We start from the raw sequence: 21,247 nt of genomic DNA, 5'->3' as shown, positions 1-21,247 counted from the left end.
CAACTATGTTCGTAACCACAGCGGGTGCGACATGTGACCTATGCGTCGCGCCCCGTCCCGCAGACGCGGGAGTCTCCGGGGGGAGACAGAGATGTACCGGGGGAACAAAGATGCACATTCAGGGTATGCACGGGTCTCATGCCACGAAGGCGGCCGTTTCCGCCATGCCTGAGCGCCCGATCGCCGAGAACACCACCGCCGCGAACACCGCCGCCACCGCAGGCGCGGCCGCGGTCGGAGCGGCCGCCACGAGCGGTACGGCCAGGGGGAACGCCGTCGCCGCGGCCGCCGCCCCGCGGACCACTCCGCTGCGGGTGGACGCCCAGCGCAACCTCGAACACGTGCTGCGCGCGGCCCGCGAGGTCTTCGGGGAGCTCGGTTACGGGGCACCCATGGAGGACGTGGCCCGCCGCGCCCGGGTCGGGGTGGGGACGGTCTACCGCCGCTTCCCCAGCAAGGACGTGCTGGTGCGGCGGATCGCCGAGGAGGAGACGGCACGGCTGACGGAGCAGGCACGGGCCGCGCTCGGACAGGAGGAGGAGCCCTGGTCGGCGCTCTCCCGCTTCCTGCGCACCTCCGTGGCCTCCGGCGCCGGCCGGCTGCTGCCGCCGCGGATACTGCGGGCCGAAAGCTGGACGGACGGCCCGGCACGCGTACCGCAGCAGCGCGCGCCCGCACACGCCGGGCACGGCGACGCCGCACCGCCCGACGGGAGCACACCGCCGGATCTGCGCCTGGTGGAGCACACGCCCGCCGCCGACCCGGTCGAGGCCGTCTCGTACGACGGACTGGAGGAGAACCCGGGCGCTGTCGAACTGCTCCAGGTGGTCGGTAAGCTGGTCGAGCGCGCCCGCAACTCGGGGGAGCTGCGCGCGGACGTGACGGTCGGCGATGTTCTGCTGGTGATAGCGACAGCCGCTCCCTCGCTGCCCGATGCGGCGCAGCAGGCCGCGGCGTCCACACGGCTCCTCGACATCCTGCTGGAGGGATTGCGGTCCCGCGACGCTCAGTGAGGCCCTACGGCGCCGGGCCGCCCACCGAAGCCCCCGCGGCGCCCGCCGAGGCCGCACCGGTGCTGCCGGGCGGTCCCGGTGGCGGGGCGCGTCCGCCTCGGTGCGGCGCGCGTCCCGCGGGGCGCCGCCCTGCGTCGGTACCCCGGCAGATCTACCCAGTCGTGCACCCGTACGAGAGGACCCCGGTCGGAGTGATTGGTCAGGTTGTCGGGTTCTCGGCCGACGGCACTGTGCCACGCTGTCGCGATGTTCCGCAGGCAGGGTGTGCAGGGAAGTTGCGGCCATGACCGGTGACGGGCGGCAGGAGCCGAGGGAGCCGGACGAGCGGGGCCCGCAGGAGCAGGGCCCGCAGGCAGAGGCCGGGGCGGTTCCGCACGCGCGGACGCCCGAGAAGCGTGAGCCCGCGGGTCCGGACCGGGTCGGGCCGGACCGGGCGGAGCCGGACGAGGCGGGCCCGAACCCAGCCGGTGGGACGCAGGAGATGAAGCGGGAGACGAGGGAGAAGGGGGCGCAGCGGCAGGAGCGGCCGACAGGGACCGCGGAGGCGTCGGCTTCGCCCGCGGCTTCGACTCCGGCTCCCGCCCCGGCTGCTGCTTCCGCCGCCCTCTCCGCCGAGGAGGAGGCCGCCCAGGCGCCCTCGCACCAGGTTCCCGAGCAACGCGGGCCGCATGACGTGCGCGTGGACCCGGCGCCGCGGGACGGACAGGGCGGGGCCCCCGTGTCCGACACCGAGCTCCTGGAGCGCATGCGCGACGGGGACGACGCTGCGTACGAGGAGCTGTACCGACGGCACGTGGAGCCGGTGCGCCGCTACGCCCGTACCTGCTGCCGGGACGCGGACACCGCAGAGGACCTCGCCGGAGAGGTCTTCGCCCGTACCTTGCAGGCGGTCCGCGGCGGCAAGGGGCCCCGCACGGCGGTGCGGACGTACCTGCTGACCTCGGTGCGGCATGTGGCGGCGGCGTGGACGCGCTCGCAGCGCCGGGAGCGTCTGGTGGACGACTTCGCCGTCTTCGTGCAGTCGGCGGCGGCCGCGTCGGCCGCACCCGATGCGGACACCCTCGACCTCGCCGCCGAGGTGCGGGCGATGCGGGAAGCGGAGCAGACGCTGGTCGTCCGCGCCTTCCGGAGCCTGTCGGAGCACGATCGGATGCTGCTGTGGCACACGGCGGTGGAGGGCGGAAAGCCGCAGGACGTGGCGCTGCTGCTGGGCACCTCCCGCGGCGCGGCGGCGACAGCGGCGCACCGGGCGCGTGAGCACCTGAAGCAGGCGTACTTGCAGGCCCACGTCAGCCAGGCCCGCACGCGGGACGAGGAGTGCGCGCGGTACGCGGACCGGTTGGGCGCGTACGCACGGGGTGGGCTGCGGATGCGGGCCGAGCGAGGGCTGACGCAGCACCTGGCGGAGTGCGCGGAGTGCAGTCAGGCGGCGTCCGAGGTGAAGGACCTCAACGAGCACATCAGGCTGCTGCTCCCCGTCGCGCTGATCGGCTGGTTCGGTACGGCGGGCGGTGCCAAGGCGTTCGCCGCGCTGCTGGGCGGCGGCGCCGCGGCCGGTGGTGCGGCCGCCGGTGGCGCGGGCGGCAGTGGGGCCGGGGCGGGTGCCGCCTCGGAGGGGCTCGGCACCCCGGCCAAGGTCGGCATCGGTCTCGGTGTCGCCGCGGCGGCGGGTGCGGCGCTCGCCTACGCGCTGACCGGCGGCGACGAGCCGCCGAAGAAGCCCGAGGCCCGTCACTCCGCTCCGCCCGCGGCGCCCGCACCGCCACGCCACACGCCGGACCCGGCGCCGCGTCCACCGGAGCCGCACAAGCCCCGGCCCCCGGCTCCGAAGCCCCGGCCCGAGCCGCCCCGCGCGGCGCCGGCGCAGCACGCCCCGAAGCCCGCGCCGCCGCGCCGTCCCGCCCCCGAGCCGTCCGCGCCCGCTCCGCCGAGCAAGCCGGCTCCGAAGCCGCCCGAGCCCTCCCGCCCCGCTCCGCCGCCACCGTCGCCGAAGCCGCCGGAGCCTCCGGTGGTCGATCAGCACCTCGTGCAGGTGACGGACCATTCCGTCACCGTGAGCACGACTGTCGGTGGCCGGCCCGTGCGCCTGGTGGTGGAGCGTAAGCCGTCCGGGGCGCCCTCTGTGGAGCTACGGCTCTCCTCGACCAGGCGTACGGGAGAGGGCGCGTCCGGGACGCGACCGGGCCCGCGGACGCCGGGTGCGCAGACACCCGGTTCGCGGACACCCGGGGTGCAGACACCCGGTTCGCAGAGGCCGGGACCGCGGACGCCGGGGTCGGCTTCCGACGTGCTGCCCTAGCTCTGCTGCTGAGCCGCGAGGCGGGCGCACAGGTCGTCGAGGCGGGTCACCGCTTCGGTGGGTGTGAGCGGCGGATCGGCGGGGCCGAGCGGGTCCAGCGCCCCGTTCGTGGAGCCGGTGTGGGCGCGGACGGCACCGTCCAGCCGTAGTTCGGGGACGCTGGCGGGGAGTGCGCCGCGGATGCTCCGGGCGGAGTCGGCGAATTGGACGGCGAGGACGGGGTGGCCCGACCGCTGGAGGACGAGGCCGGCGACCAGCAGTGCGTGGCCGGTCAGCGTTTCGGGGACCCCGAGTTCGAGACCGGCGCGGAGGGCCGCCCGGATCCTGCGGAGGGCCTCGGGGAGCAGTGCGTCGCCCTCCTCCGCGGTGATGCGGGCATCGAGTACGCGCAGCAGGACGTCGAACATGGCGGGCGGGGTGCCGACGGACGCGTGCTTGCGGGTTTCGAGGTAGAGGCTGCGGGCGCGGCCGATCCGGTTCTCCTCCATGGCGGCCACGGCGCGGACGTAGACGGCGAGGGTCTGGGCGTCGCCGATACCGAGGCGGTCGGCGTCGGCGACGGCACGTCGGGCGAGCCGGTCCGCCTGCCTGCTGTCGCCCTGCCGCAGCCAGATCTCGGCGATACGGGCCAGCAGCACGGGCACCTCGGTGTGGGCGCCGAGCTGTTGGGCGTAGCGCAGGGCCGTCTCGCACTCCCCGCGGGCGTCCTCGTAGCGGCCTTCCTGGGTGGCGACCTCGGCGCGGAGTCCGCACAGTTGGCTGAGCAGCCAGCGGTCGCCGGTGCTCTCGGCGAGTGCGCTGATCTCGGCGAGGTCGTCCTGGACGAGGGAGAGGCCGAGCGGGGTGTCGATCCGCACGTGTGCCCGGAACAGCAGGGTGACGGCCAGCTCCCACGGGCCGCTGTGGCGTCGGCAGTTGGCGACAGCCCGGTCCATGAGGTCCGCGACGCCCTGGCTGCCGCCGACGAGGTAGCCGGTGAACGGCCACAGCATGCCGGGGAACCGGGCGGAGGCGGGGCCGGGCCTGCGGAAGGTGGCGAGCAGTTCGCGGGCGACGGCGCGGTGCCCGGGGTCGGTGAGCAGCTTCTGCGTGTCGTGCTCGGACACCAGGAAGTAGGCCAGGAGCTGGAGTTCCCGGTAGAGGAGCTCTTCGTCCTCGTCGCGGTCCCCGGCGGCGGCGGGCAGCAGGGCGAGGGCTTCCTCGACCCACCGCGCGCCCTCGTCACGGTAGTTGCGCAGCCACCAGAACCAGCCGACCGCACGGACGAGGGCCGAGACGGTCTCGCGGTCCCGGTGGCGCAGGGAACGGTGCAGGGCGGCGCGGACGTTGTCCAGGTCGGCCTCGATCCGGGACAGCCAGGAGAACTGTTCCGCCGAGTGGAGGCGGGGTTCCGCGGCGGTGACGAAGCGGAGGGTCTGCGCGGTGTGCCGGTCCTCCGCGGCCTCCCGTTCGCGGGGGTGTTCGGCGGCGCGTTCGCGGGCGTAGTCGTGGATCGTCTCCAGCATGCGGTAGCGCACGCCGGTGCCGGTCAGGGCGGGAGGCTGGTCGGGTACGAGGAGGGATTTGTCGACGAGGGCGGAGAGCAGATCCAGTACGTCGTCGGGGCGGACGTGCCCCGCATCCCTGTGGGCCTCGCCGAGCCCCGCTCCCCCGTCGACCGCATCGACCCCGTCGGCCCCGTCGGCCGCGCCGGCCGCGCCGACCTCGTCGACTCCGCCGACCTCTTCGGCCACCTCTCCCCCGCCACCCCCGTCGAGCCCATCGCCCTCCTCGGGCTCGTCGGCCCCGGGCCGCGGGTCCGCGCACACGTGCTCGGCGGCGGAGAGGGTGCAGCCGCCTGCGAAGACGGACAGCCGGCGCACGACGGTGCGCTCGCGCTCGTCCAGCAGGCCCCAGGACCAGTCGACGACGGCCCGCAGTGTCTGCTGACGGGGCAGCACGGTGCGGCTGCCGCTGGTCAGCAGGCGGAAGCGGTCGTCGAGGCGGTCGGCGATCTGGCGCGGGGTGAGCGACCGGAGCCGGGCGGCCGCCAGTTCGATCGCGAGGGGCAGTCCGTCCAGGCGGCGGCAGATCTCGGCCACGGCTTCGGGGTCCTCGCTCGGGAGGCAGCCGGGCCGCGCCGCGGCGGCACGGTCGACGAAGAGGCGGTGCGCGGGAGCGGGTGGCAGCGGTTCGACGGGGCGTACGGTCTCGCCAGGTACTCCGAGCGGTTCCCGGCTGGTGGCCAGCACGGTCAGCCCGGGGCAGTGCGCCAGGAGCGTCTCGGCGAGGGTGGCGGCGGCGTCGATGACGTGCTCGCAGTTGTCCAGCACCAGCAACGGACTGCGCTGCTCCAGGTGTTCGACCAGCAGCGCGGTGGCACTCTGTTCGCCGCCCAGCGGGCGGGCGGCGTCGGTGGCGGCCGTCGACAGTGCCGTCGCCCGGCGTCCGAGTGCGCTGAGGACGGCGCCCGGCACGGCGCCGGGGTGGTCGAGGGAGGCCAGCTCCACCAGCCAGGTGCCGTCGGGGTACGGCGTCGGGGTGGCGGCGCCCAGGGTGGCGGCCACCTGTTCGGCGAGCCGGGTCTTGCCGGATCCGCCCGGCCCGGTCAGCGTCACGAGCCGGGAGGCGGCCAGGTCCGCGCCGAGGGCGTCGATGTCGCCCTCGCGGCCGACGAAGCTGGTGAGCCGGGCGCGCAGGTTGCCCGGGGCGCGCTGCGGCTGCTCCGGGCCGGATGCCGGTGGGCCCGCATCCGCCCCGTGCCCGGCCGACTCCTCCTGCCCGGGGTTCGCCGTGTCCGGCGTCCCGGTGCCCCGCGGGCGGACCGCCTCCTGGGTGCTCGCGGCGAGGAGTTCGGCGTGGAGGGCGCGCAACTCCGCGCCGGGGTCGGCACCCAGGCGGTCGGCGATGCCTCTGCGGACCCCCTCGTAACCGGCCAGCGCCTCGGCCGTGCGGCCGCTGGCGTGCAGGGCACGGAGGTGAAGGGCCTGGAGCGGCTCGTCGAGCGGGTGTGCGCGGGCCAGCTCGCGCAGTTCGGGCAGCACCCGTGCGGCGTCCCCCGACGCGAGGTCCGCGGCGAGCCGCCGCTGGTGGGCGGCTCGCCGGAGCGCCTCCGCGCGGGCCGCCTCCGCGGTGCGGTCGGGCAGGTCGGCCAGCGCGGGGCCGCGCCAGAGGGCGAGGGCTTCACGGAGCAGCCGGGCGGCCCGTGCGGCGTCGCCCTCGTCCAGGGCGCGCTCACCGTCGGCGGAGAGGCGTTCGAAGCGGAGCAGGTCGACCTCGTCGCGCTCCGGGTCGAGGCGGAGCCGGTACCCGCCGGGCAGCGACTCGACGACGTCCTTCCCGACGGCCCGGCGCAGTCTGCCCACCAGCGCCTGGAGCGCGGCCGACGCGTTGCCCGGCAGTGCATCGGGGCCGGTGTCGGCCCATACCTCGTCGATCAGCGTCTGGAGGGGAGCGGGTCCGCGGCTGTGGGCGCGCAGCGCGAGCGCGGCGAGCAGCGCGCGCAGCCGCTGTCCGCCCAGCGGAACGGGGCGGCCCGCGTCGTCACGGACCTCGCTCGTCCCCAGGATCAGATAGCGCACGGGCCTATTGTCCCTGTCGGTGTCGGCATGTCCGCGTCCTTTTCTCTCATGGTCCCGCTGCCGGCGCCCGACGGGCGGGACAGCGCAGTCCGTCCGCCGCCGGGACGGACAGGGGTGACGGGCAGGAGTGACGGGCAGGGGCGGAAGCCGGGCGCGGTCAGGCGCTGGTGGGCGGCAGGATCCGCTCGTAGCGGGCGTCCGGGTGGACACCCGCTGCCGCCGCCCGGTGGCGGGGCGCCGCCGCACCGGTCCAGCAGGTACCGCGACGGGTGAGCAGGCGGCCCAGCCACAGCTCCATCGACACCAGGTCGGCCAGACCTTCCGGGGGAAGGGGCTCGCCCTTGGCCACCCGTTGGACGGCCTGGCGTACGACGCGGGCCTCGACGAGGCCGGCTTCGGCGAGCAGCGGCGCTTCGAAGAGCTGGAGCAGTTGGTCGGTGGCGCGCTGTATGCCCGTACGGAGGGCGGCGCGGTACGTGGCGTGGGTGGGGGCGCCCCAGCCGGGTGGGAGGTCGTGGACGCCGGCCCCGGCGAGCGCGGCGCGCAGTATCGAGGCACGCGCCCCTGGCCGTACGCGGAGGGCTTCGGGGAGTTCGCGGGCGGCGCGTACGACCTGGTTGTCGAAGTAGGGGGCGTGCAGCCGCTGATTGCGGATCTCGGCGGCCTGTTCGAGGACACGGTGGTCGGCGGCGGACCGGGCGAGGGCGGCGCGGGCCCGCCGCTCGCCGGGTCTCTCGACGGACGGGCGGGACCGGGCGGCCGCCTCCAGCCGCAGCGAGACCTCGGCCAGTGCCTCGCCGGTGAGCCACCGTGCCGCCGGGCCGGGCCGGCACCAGGTGAGCGCGGCGACCGAGGCGTCGACGGCGCTCTCCCCGCCTTCCGGGTACGGCGCGAACGCGGAGCCCGTGAACGAGCCGTCCCGCAGCAGCTCCGCCGTCCGCTGCACACCGTCCCGGTAGGGCGTGCGGGCCAGCCTGCGCGCCGCCCGGTAGATGGTGACGGGGACCAGCAACGAGCGCCCCGCCACCTGTCCTTCGCCGCCCTCCGCGCGGGCCAGCGCGGCGACCGGGCGGACGAGGTGGCGGCGGCGCCGGTCCAGCAACAGGTCGGCGAGGCGCGCGGGGTGGGCGTCGAGGACCTGACGGGCGCCGGCCCCGACGAAGTGGTCGGCGCTGCCCGCCGCGAGCCGGTACCGATGGCGTTCGGCGGTCACCAGGGAGGGCGCGGGTTCGTCGGTGAGGGGGCCGGTGGTCAGGTCGGCGTACGGCAGTGTCTCCGGGCCGCCGGTGACGACGAGATGACGCAGCCGCGGGTTCTCCGCCATGGCACGCGCTCGCTCCAGTTCGGCGGTCAGCTCGGCGTCGGGGCCGGGCGCGGCACCGGGATCGCGGCCGTCGGCGGAGCCGTCGAAGCCGGCGACGCCGGCCGGGGCGGCGGCGCCGCGCGGCCCGGCGTCCCGGGCCAGGTCGTTGAAGGTGACGGCCAGCAGCCGCTCGCCCGCGCCGGCCGCGCGGGTGCCGAAGACGGTACCGGGGGCGCCGGGCAGCCCGGCGGCGAGCAGCGCCAGGGCACCGGACGCGGGCCCGCCGGACAGGTCGGCACCGACGCCGGGTGCGGGACCGCCGCGGGCCCGCTGCCGGTCGGCGGGCCCCATGCCGGGTACGGGGCCCGGATCGCGTACGTCGAAGTCGTGTTCGGCGGCGTGCCGCGGGGCGGTGAGCCGGGCGCGTACGGCGTCCACGAGCGCGTCCCGCACGTGCGCGACCGCCGTCTCCGGGTCGACCGGCGGCGAGCCGACGACGAGGGAGCCGGGCGACTCGTAACCGGCGATCTCCCGGCTGCCGCCGTCCCGCACGATCAACGCGTGGCCGGGCGGCACCCGGCTGACCCCGCGGTACGGCGTGCCGTCCCCCAGCGCCTCGGGCGCCTCGGGGCAGGCGAGCAGCGCCGCCAGGTGACCGAAGTCGAGCTCGGCCTCGGTCAGATCGGCGAGCGGCAGCGCGGCCGTGGCGTAGGCGGTGCCGCCCGCCCAGGGCGCGTGGAAGACGGGCCGGGCACCGGCCAGGTCCGCGGCGACGGTGATCCGGCGCCCCACACAGGCCACCGCCGTGTAGCTGCCGGGCCAGGCCGTCAGGTGGCGAAACGCTCCTCCTCGCGCGGCGACCAGCCCCAGACGCAGTTCCTCGTCACTGGCACCGCAGCAGCCGAACACGGCCAGGCGGTTGCCCGGTTGGGCCTCCACGACCCGGATCTCGTCGGGCCGCCAGTCCCCGACCGCCCACAGCGGGTCGGGGTCACCCCACACCACCTGTGCGCCGACGGGCTGGAGAACGCCGTCGCTTCCGTCGGGCACGTGGGCGGTGTGCGGGGCGTGCCCGTAGCGGCCGTAGGAGTCGTACAGGTCGTAGGAGTCGTACGAGTCGTACGGGTCAGGGGAGCCGGTACCGGCGCCGGTACCGCCGTAGGAGCCGTTGCCGTCCACTCCGTACAGGGAGGAATTACGGGCGGCGCGCGCGCCGTTGGTGGCGGCTCCGGCAGCGCCACGGCGGCCGTCCGTCGCTGCCGCGGCGCTGCTCCACCCCACCAACCAACGCATCGCCGCCTGCCTTCGCTCTACTGCCGTATGGACCGCTGTCGTTGCGGCCATGGTGCCACGTAAGTGGCGCACGGGAGGCGTGCAAGGGGCGCATCCGTCGATGGGATGCGCCGCTCCTTTCCACCCGTTTCCACCCGACAGCGCCCCCCTGCGCCGCACCCGGGTCGCCCCTCCCGCCTCCTTGGGTCGTCCCCGCGCCGTACTGCTTCCACACCCCTGCCGAACCGGTGCGGTGCGACCCCGGCGGTGCGGCACCGAGCGGCATATTCCGCTGGCGCCGTCCATTGGCACCGCACACCCGACCGATGTCATTCGGCCAAATTCGGCCGTGCGACAGCACATCACAACCCTCGGCTTGACGCTCCGCGACGCCCTCGTGACGCAACAGCGAACCGGTGGCGCGCGGAGGACCGCGACGGCGCCTCGAACCGTCCATCGTGGCGCAAGGCGGGCGTGCACGCTGGGCGCGCGGAACCGTCGCACGCGCGGCGCACCGGCGGAACGGTCCCCCGGCACGAGCGCTCGCCCGCAGTCCCCGCACGGCCGACACAGCAGAAGAGAACCCGCGGTGGACGGCCGACGGCGCCCGGCCGTCCTATCGGGGACGCCGCACCGGCGGGCGGGGCCAGGCGTGGAAGGGCGGAACGGACAGGCACAGAAGGGCGCTGAAGGGCGCTGAAGGGCGCGGCAGGGCGCGGCAGGGCAGGGAAAGCCGCGGACAGAGGCGGGCCGAACAGCCGCCCTCCGCGAGGGCCCCGGGGAGGCCGACGCCCCCGGCAACGAGGCAGTTCCCCCGCCGCACGGCGCGCTTCAGACGCCGCGTTCCCCGCACGTCCAGCGGTCCGCGCCCCACTTCCCAGCGTTCCCGGCGTTCTCGGTGTTCCCGGCGACCTTGGCATTCCTGGCGCCCTCGGCGTCCCGCTTCCGGGGCCTCACGCACACGGCCGGGCCGGGAGGTGCCTTCGCTCCTCCCGGCCCGGACCGCCGCCCGCGGGGAATGAGGCGGCGGCGTCCCCCAGCCCGCTGATCCTGAGCAGCGGGCCGACCCACGCGGCTCCCATCGAAGCGCCCCCGATACGGGCACGGCAGGCGCATAGGCAGGCGCACGGCCACACGGGCGGGGCACGGGAAAGGGGCGCGAAGCCACTCGGACCGGGGACAGCTCCGCACGATTCCGGCCGCGTGACAGGGGGCACGATGAGGGTGGCACGTGACTCCTGCACGTACACGCGTACGGACATGGATCCCGCCATCCCCCCTGCCACCCCTTAACGGTGGGCATGCGGCGAACTACGCTGTGTTCGCAGTGCCTTCCGCGCCGTGCAGCACGCACGGAACGGAAGGGGGCCCCGCGTCAGCCGCGGGGCGGTCGTCGGTGTGGTCAGGGGTGCGCATGTCCAGGGAGTCACGCGGGCCGAATGAGAAACTCGGCACCGTCCTCGCCCTCGCAGGGATCAGCAACGCCGGACTCGCCCGACGGGTCAACGACCTCGGTGCCCAACGGGGCCTCACGCTCCGGTACGACAAGACGTCGGTGGCCCGCTGGGTATCGAAGGGAATGGTGCCGCAGGGAGCGGCCCCCCACTTGATCGCCGCTGCCATCGGCAGCAAGCTCGGCCGGCCCGTGCCGCTGCACGAGATCGGCCTCGCGGACGCCGACCCGACCCCGGAGGTCGGCCTGGCCTTCCCCCGGGACGTGGGGGCCGCCGTCAGGTCCGCCACCGACCTCTACCGGCTCGACCTGGCCGGACGGCGCGGTGGCGGCAGCATCTGGCAGTCCCTCGCGGGCTCGTTCTCGGTCAGCGCCTACGCGACTCCGGCCTCCCGGTGGCTCATAACACCGGCGGACAGCTCAGTCGCCCGGCACATCGAGCTCATCGAGGGAGTGGCCCTGTCCGCCGACGGGGCCAGAACGCCCGGCAGGGGCAGAGCGGCCGACGGCCGCGACCCCGCCGACCGCACCGAGGGCGCGGGCCGTCCCGAGGCGACAGGCCGCACCGAGCCGGCCGACCCCGGCGAACAGGCGGGCCGCCTCGAACCGGCGGGCCGTACCGAGGCGGCGGTCCGGGCCGAGGCAGTGGCCCGTACCGACCCGGCCGGGGCGGCAGCCGACCAGGACGGGGGCGGCAACGGCGCCGCCGTTCCGCTGCGCGTCGGTCACACCGACGTCTCCAAACTCCGCGAGGCCGCCGACGAGGCGCGCCGCTGGGACTCCAAGTACGGCGGCGGCGACTGGCGTTCCTCCATGGTGCCCGAGTGCCTGCGGGTGGACGCCGCACCGCTGCTGCTGGGCGCCTACACCGACGAGGTCGGCCGTTCCCTCTTCGGCGCCACCGCCGAACTGACCCGGCTGGCCGGGTGGATGGCCTTCGACACCGGCCAGCAGGAGGCCGCGCAGCGCTACTACATCCAGGCGCTGCGGCTCGCCCGCGCCGCCGCCGACGTGCCGCTGGGCGGCTACGTCCTGGCCTCCATGTCGCTCCAGGCCACCTACCGGGGCTTCGCCGACGAGGGCGTGGACCTCGCGCAGGCCGCCCTGGAACGCAACCGCGGGCTGGCGACGGCGCGCACGATGAGCTTCTTCCAACTCGTCGAGGCCCGCGCACACGCCAAGGCGAACGACGCACAGGCATGCGCCGCCGCGCTGTCCGCAGCCGAGAGCTGGCTGGAGCGCTCCCGCGAGGGCGACCCGGACCCCTCCTGGCTGGACTTCTACTCCTACGACCGGCTCGCCGCCGACGCCGCCGAGTGCTACCGCGATCTGAAGGCGCCGCGCCAGGTACGCCGCTTCACGGAGAAGGCGCTCTCGCAGCCGAAGGAGGAGTTCGTGCGCTCGCACGGGCTGCGCCTGGTCGTCTCGGCCGTCGCCGAACTGGAGTCGGGCAACCTGGACGCCGCCTGCGCCGCCGGTGCGCGCGCCGTGGAGGTCGCGGGCCGCATCTCCTCGGCCCGTACGACGGAGTACGTCCGCGATCTGCTGCACCGTCTGGAGCCGTACGGGGACGAACCGCGGGTCGCCGAGTTGCGGGAGCGGGCGCGTCCGCTGCTGATGGCGCCGGCATGACGCCGGTCCGCATGTCCCGCCTGCCGTCGTGACCCGGCCCCGCGCGGCCCCGGCCGGTGTGCGCCGGGACGGACGGGAGAGCGTGGCCGCCGGGCGCGTCCAGGGACTGCCGGACGGGCTGCCGGGGCCGGTGTCCAAGCGGGTGTCCAGGCGGGGGTTTTCTTGATCGTCTGCGTGACGGGTACCGCAGCGGTCCGTCAGCGGCGGGGTCCATGATGGGGTGCGTGACCTCGACGTCCAGAAGACACGACCGCCCGGCCGCCGACGGAGGCACCGACGGGCACGTCGCCGCACCCGCCGGTGCGCAGGACGGCGAACGCGCCGGCAGACGCGCCGCCGGGCGTACCGCCCCTCGCTCCGGCCGACCGGACTGCGACGTGCTGGTGATCGGCGCGGGGATCGTCGGGCTGTCGACCGCCTATGCGCTCACCCGCCGGGACCCCGGCCTCCGGGTCACCGTCCTGGAGAAGGAACCGGGCCCGGCCCGGCACCAGACGGGGCGGAACAGCGGGGTGATCCACAGCGGCATCTATTATCCGCCCGGCTCCCTCAAGGCACGCTTCGCGGTGGGCGGGGCGGCCGAGATGGTCACGTTCTGCGCGGAGCACGGCATCGCGCACGAGGTGACCGGGAAACTGATCGTCGCCACCGAGCACGAGGAGCTGCCCCGGCTGCACGCCCTCATCCAGCGCGGCCGGCAGCACGGCATCCCGGTACGGGAGCTGGGGCCCGCCCAGATCGCCGCGTACGAGCCGCACGTGCGGGGCCTGGCGGCCATCCATGTCGGCACCACGGGGGTGTGCGACTTCACCGCCGTCGCCCGGCAGCTCGCGCTGCTCGCGCAGGACGCGGGGGCGCAGGTGCGGTACGGCGCCGCGGGCCACGTCACGGTGGTGGACCGCCGCCCGGGCCGGGGCGTCGCCGTGCGGACCGCGGACGGCGCGGTCCTCCGGGCGCGGGCCCTGGTCAACTGCGCGGGGCTGCACTGCGACAGCGTCGCCCGGCTCGCCGGGGACACCCCACCGGCCCGGATCATCCCGTTCCGCGGGGAGTACGCGGAGCTGGCCCCCGAGCGCGAGCACCTGGTGCGCGGACTGGTCTACCCCGTACCCGATCCGGCCTTCCCCTTCCTCGGCGTCCACCTCACGCGCGGCGTCCACGGCGGGGTCCACGTGGGCCCCAACGCCGTGCCCGCCCTCGCCCGCGAGGGCTACACCTGGCCCGTCGTACGCCCCTTCGAGCTGGCCGGGCTGGCGGCCCACCCCGGTGCCTGGCGGCTCGCCCGCCGCCACTGGCGCTACGGTGCCGGCGAGATACGCCGCTCCCTGTCACGGCCCGCCTTCACCGCCGCCGTGCGCCGCATGCTGCCCGACGTCACGGAGGCGGACCTGCGCCCCTCCCCCGCCGGGGTGCGGGCCCAGGCGGTGCTGCGCGACGGCACACTCGTCGACGACTTCCTCCTCGCGGAGGGCCCCCACACCGTGCACGTCCTCAACGCCCCCTCACCGGCCGCGACGGCCTCCCTGCCCATCGGGAGGGAGATCGCCCGACGGACGGCGACGGTGCTGGGGGAGGGCTGAGGGACCCGGCACGGGCGCGGTCCCTCGCGAGGCGCGGACGTCCCGGCGGTCGACGCCTGCGGGGTGCGGCGGTGGCCGACACGGTCGGGATGCCGTGGGCCGTAAAATCGAAACATCGTGTCCGAAAGCAAGAACTTCTCCCCGAACGACGAGCTCACCCGCAGCGAGCCCGCGCATGGTGAGCCCTCGCACACCGAGCCCCCTCGCGAAGCGACCGGCACGGGCCGGACGCCGCGCCAGATGGCGCGGATGTTCCCGCCGGGTGCCGGGCCCTCGCCCGACCCCGCCGGCTCGCACCACGAACGCCGCATCCGCAGCTTCCAGCCCCGCCGCAGCCGGGTCACGAAGGGGCAGCGGATCGCACTGGAGCGGCTCTGGCCCCGCTGGGGCTTCGACGTGGACGGGCTGAGCCGGCTCGACCTCGCGGACCTGTTCGACGACCCGGACCTGCCCGTCGTCCTGGAGATCGGCTTCGGCATGGGCGAGGCCACGGCCACCATGGCGGCCGCCGACCCGGCCACCGGCATCCTCGCCGTGGACGTCCACACCCCGGGCCAGGGCAACCTGCTGCGGCTCGCCGACGAGAAGGGGCTGGACAACGTACGGGTCGGCAACGGCGACGCCGTCATCCTGCTGCGCGAGATGCTCGCCCCCGACTCCCTCTCCGGCCTGCGCCTCTACTTCCCCGACCCGTGGCCCAAGGCGCGCCACCACAAGCGGCGGCTGCTCCAGCCCGAGTTCCTCGACCTGGCGGCCGGCCCGCTGCGCCCCGGCGCCCTCGTGCACTGCGCCACCGACTGGGAGAACTACGCCGAGCAGATGCTGGAGGTCCTCACCGCGCACCCGGACTACGAGAACACCCAGCCGGACGGCGGCTACGCCCCCCGCCCCGCACACCGCCCGCTGACCCGCTTCGAGGGACAGGGCCTCACCAAGGGGCACGCCGTACGGGACCTGGTCTTCCGCCGCCGCTGAGCCGCGGCCGCCGTGTGCTGGGCCGCGGCCACCGGGGTCCCGGGCCGCGGCCGTGACGGTTGTGGACCGCCACACCGTGGTGGCCCGCTGCCACGAAGGTGGGCGGACCACCACCGCGACCGGCCACTGCCACAAAGGCGGGCCGCCGCACCGTGACGGGCCACTGCCACGAAGCTGGGCGGGCCACCACCGCGACGGGCCACTGCCACGGTGCGGCGACAGGTGCGGGCGGTGGTGGGGACGATCTCGCGCACGTTGGGGACGATCTCGCGCACGTAAGGCATGGCCCGCTGGGACTGCCACGTTGCGGCGGCGCGCGGGCGGTGGTGGGCCGCGGATGGCGGCACGGTGCGGCGCTGGGACGCGGCCGTCGGCGGTGAGGTGCGGATGGTGGCACGGTGCGGCAGCGGAACGCGGCCGTCGGCAGTGGGACGCGGATGGTGGCACGGCGCGGCAGCGGGACGCAGGTGGCGGCACGGTGCGGCGGTGGGGTGCGGGTGGCGGTGGCTGGTCGCCGTGGCTTCGCGGGAGTGATCCGGCTCGGTGAATTCGCGGGAGGTGCGGTGCGGGCGGCCGGTACCGTGCGGCAGTGGGACGCGGATGGCGGCAGTGGGACGCGGATGGCGGCACGGCGCGGCAGCGGGACGCAGGTGGCGGCACGGTGCGGCGGTGGGGTGCGGGTGGCGGTGGCTGGTCGCCGTGGCTTCGCGGGAGTGATCCGGCTCGGTGGATTCGCGGGTGGTGCAGTGCAGGCGGCCGGTACCGTGCGGCGGCTGCGCCCGCGCCGCAGCGCGTGTCACCCACACTGGTTACTGTCGTCGGGTGCATGACGAGGCATCCGGCGCCCCCGGCGCGCCGCCGAACCCGATGACGTCCGGGCAGCCCACGGGCGGCCGCGCGGGCGACCCCACGCCCGCCCCGTCGGCGCACCCCGGAAGCGCCCCGTACGACGCCGCACCGGCGGACCACACCGGCGCCCCGGCCCCCGCACCGGAACCGGCGCCCGCACCGCCGTCGGCTGCCCCCGCACCGGGAAACCCGCCCTTCCGTGGCGAGGACCGCCCCGCCCAGCACCATCCCTGGAGCGGCCGGCAGCTCCCGCAGGACGGCCACCAGCCGCCGTTCCCGCCTGCCCCCGCACCCGCACCCGCGTACTCCCCCACCCCGGGGCCCGTCCCCCACACCCCGGGGTCCCTCCCGTACTCGGCGGTGCCGACGCACCCGGTGCCGTCCTGGTGGCAACGGCACCGGCAAGCGCTGCGCACCACCGCCCTGATCGCCCTGCTGGCGCTGTGCGGCCTGATGATCCTGGCGCTGGTACGGGAGCAGACGGGCACGACAGGCCTGCTCGTCGGCTTCGGCCTCGCGCTCTTCCCCGTACCGCTGCTGCTGGCCGCCTTCCGCTGGCTGAGCGCGCCACTGCCCGCGCCGTGGCGCACGCATGTGTTCGCCTTCGCCTGGGGGGCGTGCGCGGCGACGCTGGTCGCCATCCTGGCGAACGGCTTCGCCACCGACTGGCTGGCCTCGTCCGTCGTCGTCGACTCCCCGCACGAGGCGGACACCCTGGGCGCCACCGTGATCGCGCCCGTCGTCGAGGAGACCAGCAAGGCCGCGGCGGTCCTGCTGCTCTTCCTCTTCCGCCGCCGCCACCTGGACAGCGTCGTCTCCGGCATCGCGGCCGCCGGCATCACCGCCGCCGGGTTCGCCTTCACCGAGAACATCCTCTACCTCGGTACCGCCTACGACCAGGACTCCGCGCTGAGCCCCGACGGCTTCTCCGGCTCGGCGACCGCCGGCACGTTCCTCATCCGCGTCATCTTCGCGCCGTTCGCCCACCCCCTGTTCACGGCGATGACCGGCATAGCCTTCGGCATGGTCGCGGCCCTCCCGCGCCGCCGCCGGGTGCTGCGCACGGTGCTGCCCCTGCTGGGCTGGTTCACGGCGGTGCTGCTGCACGCGATATGGAACGGCTCGGCATCCTTTGCCAACTACACCTTCCTCGCCGTGTACGGGCTCTTCATGCTCCCCGTGTTCGGTGCGCTGACGTGGCTGGCGGTCTGGTCACGGCTGCACGAACTGCGGGTCGTACGGGAGACGCTGCCCGCGTACGCGGCGGCGGGCTGGTTCAGCGAGCCGGAACCTTGGTCCCTCTCCTCGATGCGGGCCCGCTCCATGGCCCGCGCGATGGCCCGCCGCAGCCACGGGCCCGCCGCGGCCCGCACCCTGGCCGCCTACCAGCACGACGCCACGGCCCTCGCCCTCCTCCGCTCCCGCGCCGACAACGGCGCCACGGCCCCGGACTTCGCCGCCCGCGAGCACCAGCTCCTCCAGGCCCTCCGCGCCAACCACCCCCTCTCCGGCCCCCCGACCACCAGCGCCGCCCTCACCCTGAGCCACCCCTACCCACCCCCACGGACCTGGGCCCCTCCCCAGGGATGGGCGCCCCCGCAGGGGTGGGCGGGGCCTCAGGGGTGGGCGCCCCCGCAGGCGTGGGACCCTCACCAGAAGTCCTCGGGGCCGCCAGGGTGACGGCCACCGGGGCAGTGAAATGTCGGGGCGCATCCGCCCCACCCCCGCGCCGCGAGGGACCGGCGCTGCCTTGAAAGGACGAGCAACGTCGCCATCAGCCCGGGATACGGAAGTACTCGGAGAAGTTGCCCGTCCCGGTGACGCGAGGCCGTCGCACGGCCCCAGCAGTCAGTGATCCTTACGCTGCACGGTTCTCCGCACTTCGGCGGCGATCTCCGCAGGGTTCTCGTGCTCCCAGAACCTCAGGACCGTCCAGCCCAGCGCTTCCAGGTGAGCAGTGGTCTGCTCGTCCCGTGCGACGTTCTTGTCGAGCTTCGCCCGCCACCATTCCGCGTTCGCCTTCGGACTGGTGGCGTGACGGGGACAGACGTGCCAGAAGCAGCCGTCGATGAAGACCGCGACGTGCCGACCGGGGAACGCGATGTCGACGGTGCGTCGTGACATACCGGGAATGCGCCATTGCAGTCGGTAACGCAGGCCGACGGCGTACAGAAGTTTGCGTACCGCCAGCTCGGGTGTCGTGTCCCGCCTGCCCTGCCGACTCATGCGGCCCGAGACATCGGCGGACGACGGCAATGGACTCGTCCCGGTCATGTCTTTCAGTATGGTTCACCCACGAGTTCGAGAGTTCGGTCGGTGTCCGCACCGATTGCTGCGGGCGACGGAGGCGTCCACTTCTCCAACCTCTCGAGGGCGTCCTGCGCGGGGATGCCGAGGTCGAGCGCCGCGCACAGGATGTGCATGCCGAGACGGGGCGGGACGGCGTTGCCGATCTGCTGTGCGATGGCCTGACCCCTCCACGGGTAGGCGACCGGGAAGGTCTGAAGGACGCCCGCTTCCGACTCGGTGAAGCGGGGGAGCTCCCGCTCGACCTCCCCGTCGAGCACGATGCGGTTCCGAGAGATCTTGCCCGTCACCGTCGCGGCCGGCTCGCAGGAACGTCGCCTGCCGCGTGCTTTGGGGTCGCCGCCGGTCCCGTAGTTGGAAACGACACGGAAGGGAGGGCGCTTGCGGTGCGGGAGCACATCCTCCATCGCCACCCACGACTGCCGCACCAAGTCGCCGGAAGGGCGCCCCGTGCCCTTCCGGTAACGGTGATGGGTCGGCGCCGGAAGCGCCACGTGTCTCTTCTGCCACCGAGCGATCAGGACGGCGCGCCTACGGGTCTGGGGGACACCGAACTCCTCGGTGTGCAGAATGCCGTGAGCGACGGCATAGCCCTCGGCCTTCAACGCTTCCGCGTAGGCCTCCCACACAGGGAGGACTGCGGGTACCTGTTCCAGGACGATCGCCTCGTAAGGGTCCAACTCCGGGAGGTCGATCGCCTTGAGCGCCCACCGGAGGGGCTCCAGTACCAGGCCGGTGCGTTGATCGAAGGACTGGAGGTCCGCCCTGATCGCCGCCGGATCCTCCCGGTTCACCAGACGCTGGACGAACTTCAGCACATGCTCCAGCGCTCGCCGTCCGACGCCGTTACCGGCGACGGTGAACGTCTGGCAAGGTGGCCCTCCCGCCAGAATCTGCCTGCCCAGTAGACGCGGGTGCTCCGGATCGCGCTCCCGGACGTCCGCTGCCTCCGTCTCCAGGCCCGCGGCCTCTCGTGTCCGGCAGGCCGAGGCATCGATCTCGACCCCGACGGACTCGATGCCGAGCACCTCGGCCGCGAGATCCAGCCCTCCTGGTCCCGCGAAAAGGTCCACCATGCGGAAATCCGCAGAGGACGTCGGTCGAGGCGGCACGGAGATCATGAGGTGAGAGTCTATCGGGTGGTCCGCACGGGGACGGTGAGCATCTCATCCCTCCTTCAGTGCCGCTCGGACGGCCCGGCCGAGGGCCTCACCGACCTGAGGAGGGCAGGCGTTGCCCACCTGCCGATAGCGAGCCGTCTTGCCGCCCTCGAACCGCCAGTCACGAGGAAATCCCTGAAGCTGCGCTGCCTGGTCGACGGTGAGACGCACGAGACCGTCCTTGCCGAGTTCAGGACTCCAGTGGAAATCCGGGCCCGGGACGTTGTCGGCGATCGTCCCTCCGTTCACACCCATCCGTTCCCATGTGCGTTTGGTACCGGTCGGCCCTAGATCAGGGCCTCCTCGGTCCCAGGAACCACCTACCAACGTCGGCGCCGGCCGGTCGGCCTGCTCGGCCCAGCGAGCGGCTTCCGACCAGCCACGCCCGGCCATCGATTCCAGCAACGCCTCTCCCACTGTGGGCACCGGCAAGCCCGACGGACTCGGCGGGCGGAAGGCGACCGCGGGGACACCGCGCAGCGCCACGAGCACGCCTTGCTCACGGTCCTGCGGAACACCGTGTTCCAACGCGTTCGTCACGAACCAGTGCATCCGGTACCCGAGCGGCCTCAGCCGCTCCGCGACGTACTGCCGCACGGGCTCGTACGCTTCGCTCCTGCTCAGTTCCGGGACGTTCTCCAGCAGAAGGGCACGGGGCTCCAGCCGGCAGGCGAACTCGACGACGGCCCGCAGGACCCCCAACTCGTGATTGTTGCCGCGATCGCGGTTGACGGCAGCAGCAGCTTTCAGACGGGGCAACCCGGCGGACAGCAGATCGGCTCCTTGCGACGCTTCCAGGGCGGCGAGGACTTCTGGTGCCGGATCGAGCAGATCGTCCTCGCGTACGTCCCATTCCGGCCGGTTCGCCCTCAGCGTGCGGCAGGCCACCGGACGGTTGTCGACCGCGAGCACGGGTCGGAATCCCGCGTTCTCCAGTCCCAGTGCCAGCCCTCCGGCTCCGGCACACAGCTCCACGACAAGGAGTCGGGCGACCGAGGAAGTACTGCTGACAGCCGGAGCAGGACGCGGTGTCGTTCCGTGATGGAAGGTCCGGTTCACTGCGACAGCGGGCGCCTCGGGTGTGTCGGTGGTCGCCTTCAGGGCGGTGACCGACTCCGAGGCGACGACGCGCAACTCCCTGTCCAACTCGTCGCGGCTCAGAGCCTCGAAGACCACGAAGGGAGCCAGCCGGAGCAGCCGCTTGAGGAAGTCACGCAGGACATCGCGTTCCCGAACGCCCTCGAACGACAGCGAGTTCCACACCCGAAGAATGGCGCTGACCAGGTGCGGACTGCCACCCAACGCCTTCCTTCGAGCATAGATCTGGTCGAAGGCCGCCTCCCCCAGGATCTCGAGCGCCTCGTAGGGCCGCTTCGCGGCGAGGTCGTGCACCAGTTGCGCCCGCCACCACAGCCGGCCGAACACGTGCCGCGTCAGGTCGCTTGCCAGGACCCGGTCCCGCGGCGGACGAGGAAACCGCCAATGCGCCACGTCGGGCAGAAGCACCAGGGACAGGAACGCCCACACGTCCCCGGCAGCGGCTTCAGCGGGGGCCAGGTTCATCCCGGTGTGCAGCGCGGGAGCGAGAGCGAGGTCGAAGCGCGCAAGGGCGGACCGGGAAGGCAGCTGGGGGAATCCGGCTTCACGTGCCAGCGCGACGACGCGCTCGCGCAGGTCGGACAGCCCGGCTTCGCTGACGCGGTCGCCTCCGGTGGCCACGTAGACGGCCGCATTGTGACGGGTGGCGGCGTGCCGGGTCAGCTCGGCGATCGGGCAGTTCCTGTACTCGTCGTGAAGCACCTTGGCCCGGTCCGCGAGAAGACGGGGATACAGCAGGGCCATCA

11 protein-coding genes are annotated in these 21,247 nt (G+C 74.4%); 6 read left to right on the top strand and 5 right to left on the bottom strand.

Features of this window, described 5'->3' with window-relative positions:
• The first annotated feature begins 164 nt into the window (after positions 1 to 164).
• Together H297_RS0132575 and H297_RS39815 are read left to right on the top strand one after the other, a co-directional pair.
• Positions 165 to 1,013, top strand: a complete 849-nt coding sequence (locus H297_RS0132575; protein WP_051352373.1) for a TetR/AcrR family transcriptional regulator — start codon at positions 165 to 167, stop codon at positions 1,011 to 1,013.
• 283 nt (positions 1,014 to 1,296) lie between these two features.
• Positions 1,297 to 3,312, top strand: coding sequence for a sigma-70 family RNA polymerase sigma factor (locus H297_RS39815; protein ID WP_051352372.1), 2,016 nt, complete (start codon positions 1,297 to 1,299; stop codon positions 3,310 to 3,312).
• Here the strand turns inward: H297_RS39815 and H297_RS39810 are convergent.
• Positions 3,309 to 6,872: a BTAD domain-containing putative transcriptional regulator gene (locus H297_RS39810; protein ID WP_037795874.1), complete on the bottom strand. Its 3,564-nt coding sequence runs from the start codon at positions 6,870 to 6,872 to the stop codon at positions 3,309 to 3,311. The two genes, H297_RS39815 and H297_RS39810, sit on opposite strands and share 4 nt — an antisense overlap.
• A 157-nt stretch (positions 6,873 to 7,029) precedes the next feature.
• Positions 7,030 to 9,468: a hypothetical protein gene (locus H297_RS0132560; protein WP_027740450.1), complete on the bottom strand. Its 2,439-nt coding sequence runs from the start codon at positions 9,466 to 9,468 to the stop codon at positions 7,030 to 7,032.
• A gap of 1,393 nt (positions 9,469 to 10,861) precedes the next feature.
• Between H297_RS0132560 and H297_RS0132555 the strand changes: the two genes are divergently transcribed.
• The 4 genes from H297_RS0132555 (at position 10,862) to H297_RS39805 (ending at position 17,616) form a co-directional block, all read left to right on the top strand.
• A complete protein-coding gene (locus tag H297_RS0132555) occupies positions 10,862 to 12,532 on the top strand; it encodes an NsdA family TPR-like regulatory protein (protein ID WP_027740449.1) in 1,671 nt (556 codons plus the stop codon).
• Positions 12,533 to 12,747: 215 nt separating this feature from the next.
• Positions 12,748 to 14,112 carry an L-2-hydroxyglutarate oxidase gene (gene lhgO / locus H297_RS0132550; protein WP_078514985.1) on the top strand — a complete coding sequence of 455 codons (1,365 nt, stop codon included), beginning with the start codon at positions 12,748 to 12,750 and terminating at the stop codon, positions 14,110 to 14,112.
• Positions 14,113 to 14,229: 117 nt separating this feature from the next.
• Complete coding sequence (trmB, locus tag H297_RS0132545) at positions 14,230 to 15,087, top strand: tRNA (guanosine(46)-N7)-methyltransferase TrmB (protein ID WP_027740447.1); 858 nt, start codon at positions 14,230 to 14,232, stop codon at positions 15,085 to 15,087.
• Between the two features lie 822 nt (positions 15,088 to 15,909).
• Positions 15,910 to 17,616 carry a PrsW family intramembrane metalloprotease gene (locus tag H297_RS39805; protein ID WP_486589770.1) on the top strand — a complete coding sequence of 569 codons (1,707 nt, stop codon included), beginning with the start codon at positions 15,910 to 15,912 and terminating at the stop codon, positions 17,614 to 17,616.
• 168 nt (positions 17,617 to 17,784) lie between these two features.
• Here H297_RS39805 and H297_RS0132535 read toward each other — a convergent pair whose 3' ends face one another.
• The 3 genes from H297_RS0132535 to H297_RS43090 form a co-directional block, all read right to left on the bottom strand.
• Positions 17,785 to 18,210, bottom strand: a complete 426-nt coding sequence (locus H297_RS0132535) for a very short patch repair endonuclease (protein ID WP_027740446.1) — start codon at positions 18,208 to 18,210, stop codon at positions 17,785 to 17,787.
• 5 nt (positions 18,211 to 18,215) lie between these two features.
• On the bottom strand, positions 18,216 to 19,319 hold the full coding sequence (locus H297_RS39800; protein WP_064744908.1) for a DNA cytosine methyltransferase: 1,104 nt from the start codon (positions 19,317 to 19,319) through the stop codon (positions 18,216 to 18,218).
• 90 nt (positions 19,320 to 19,409) lie between these two features.
• A complete protein-coding gene (locus tag H297_RS43090) occupies positions 19,410 to 21,245 on the bottom strand; it encodes a DNA cytosine methyltransferase (protein WP_486589772.1) in 1,836 nt (611 codons plus the stop codon).
• Positions 21,246 to 21,247: the final 2 nt, after the last annotated feature.

The sequence above is a fragment of the Streptomyces sp. CNT360 genome, from assembly GCF_000424785.1.
Note: the sequence above shows the minus strand (reverse complement) of the source record. Positions and strands in the feature narration are given on the sequence as shown.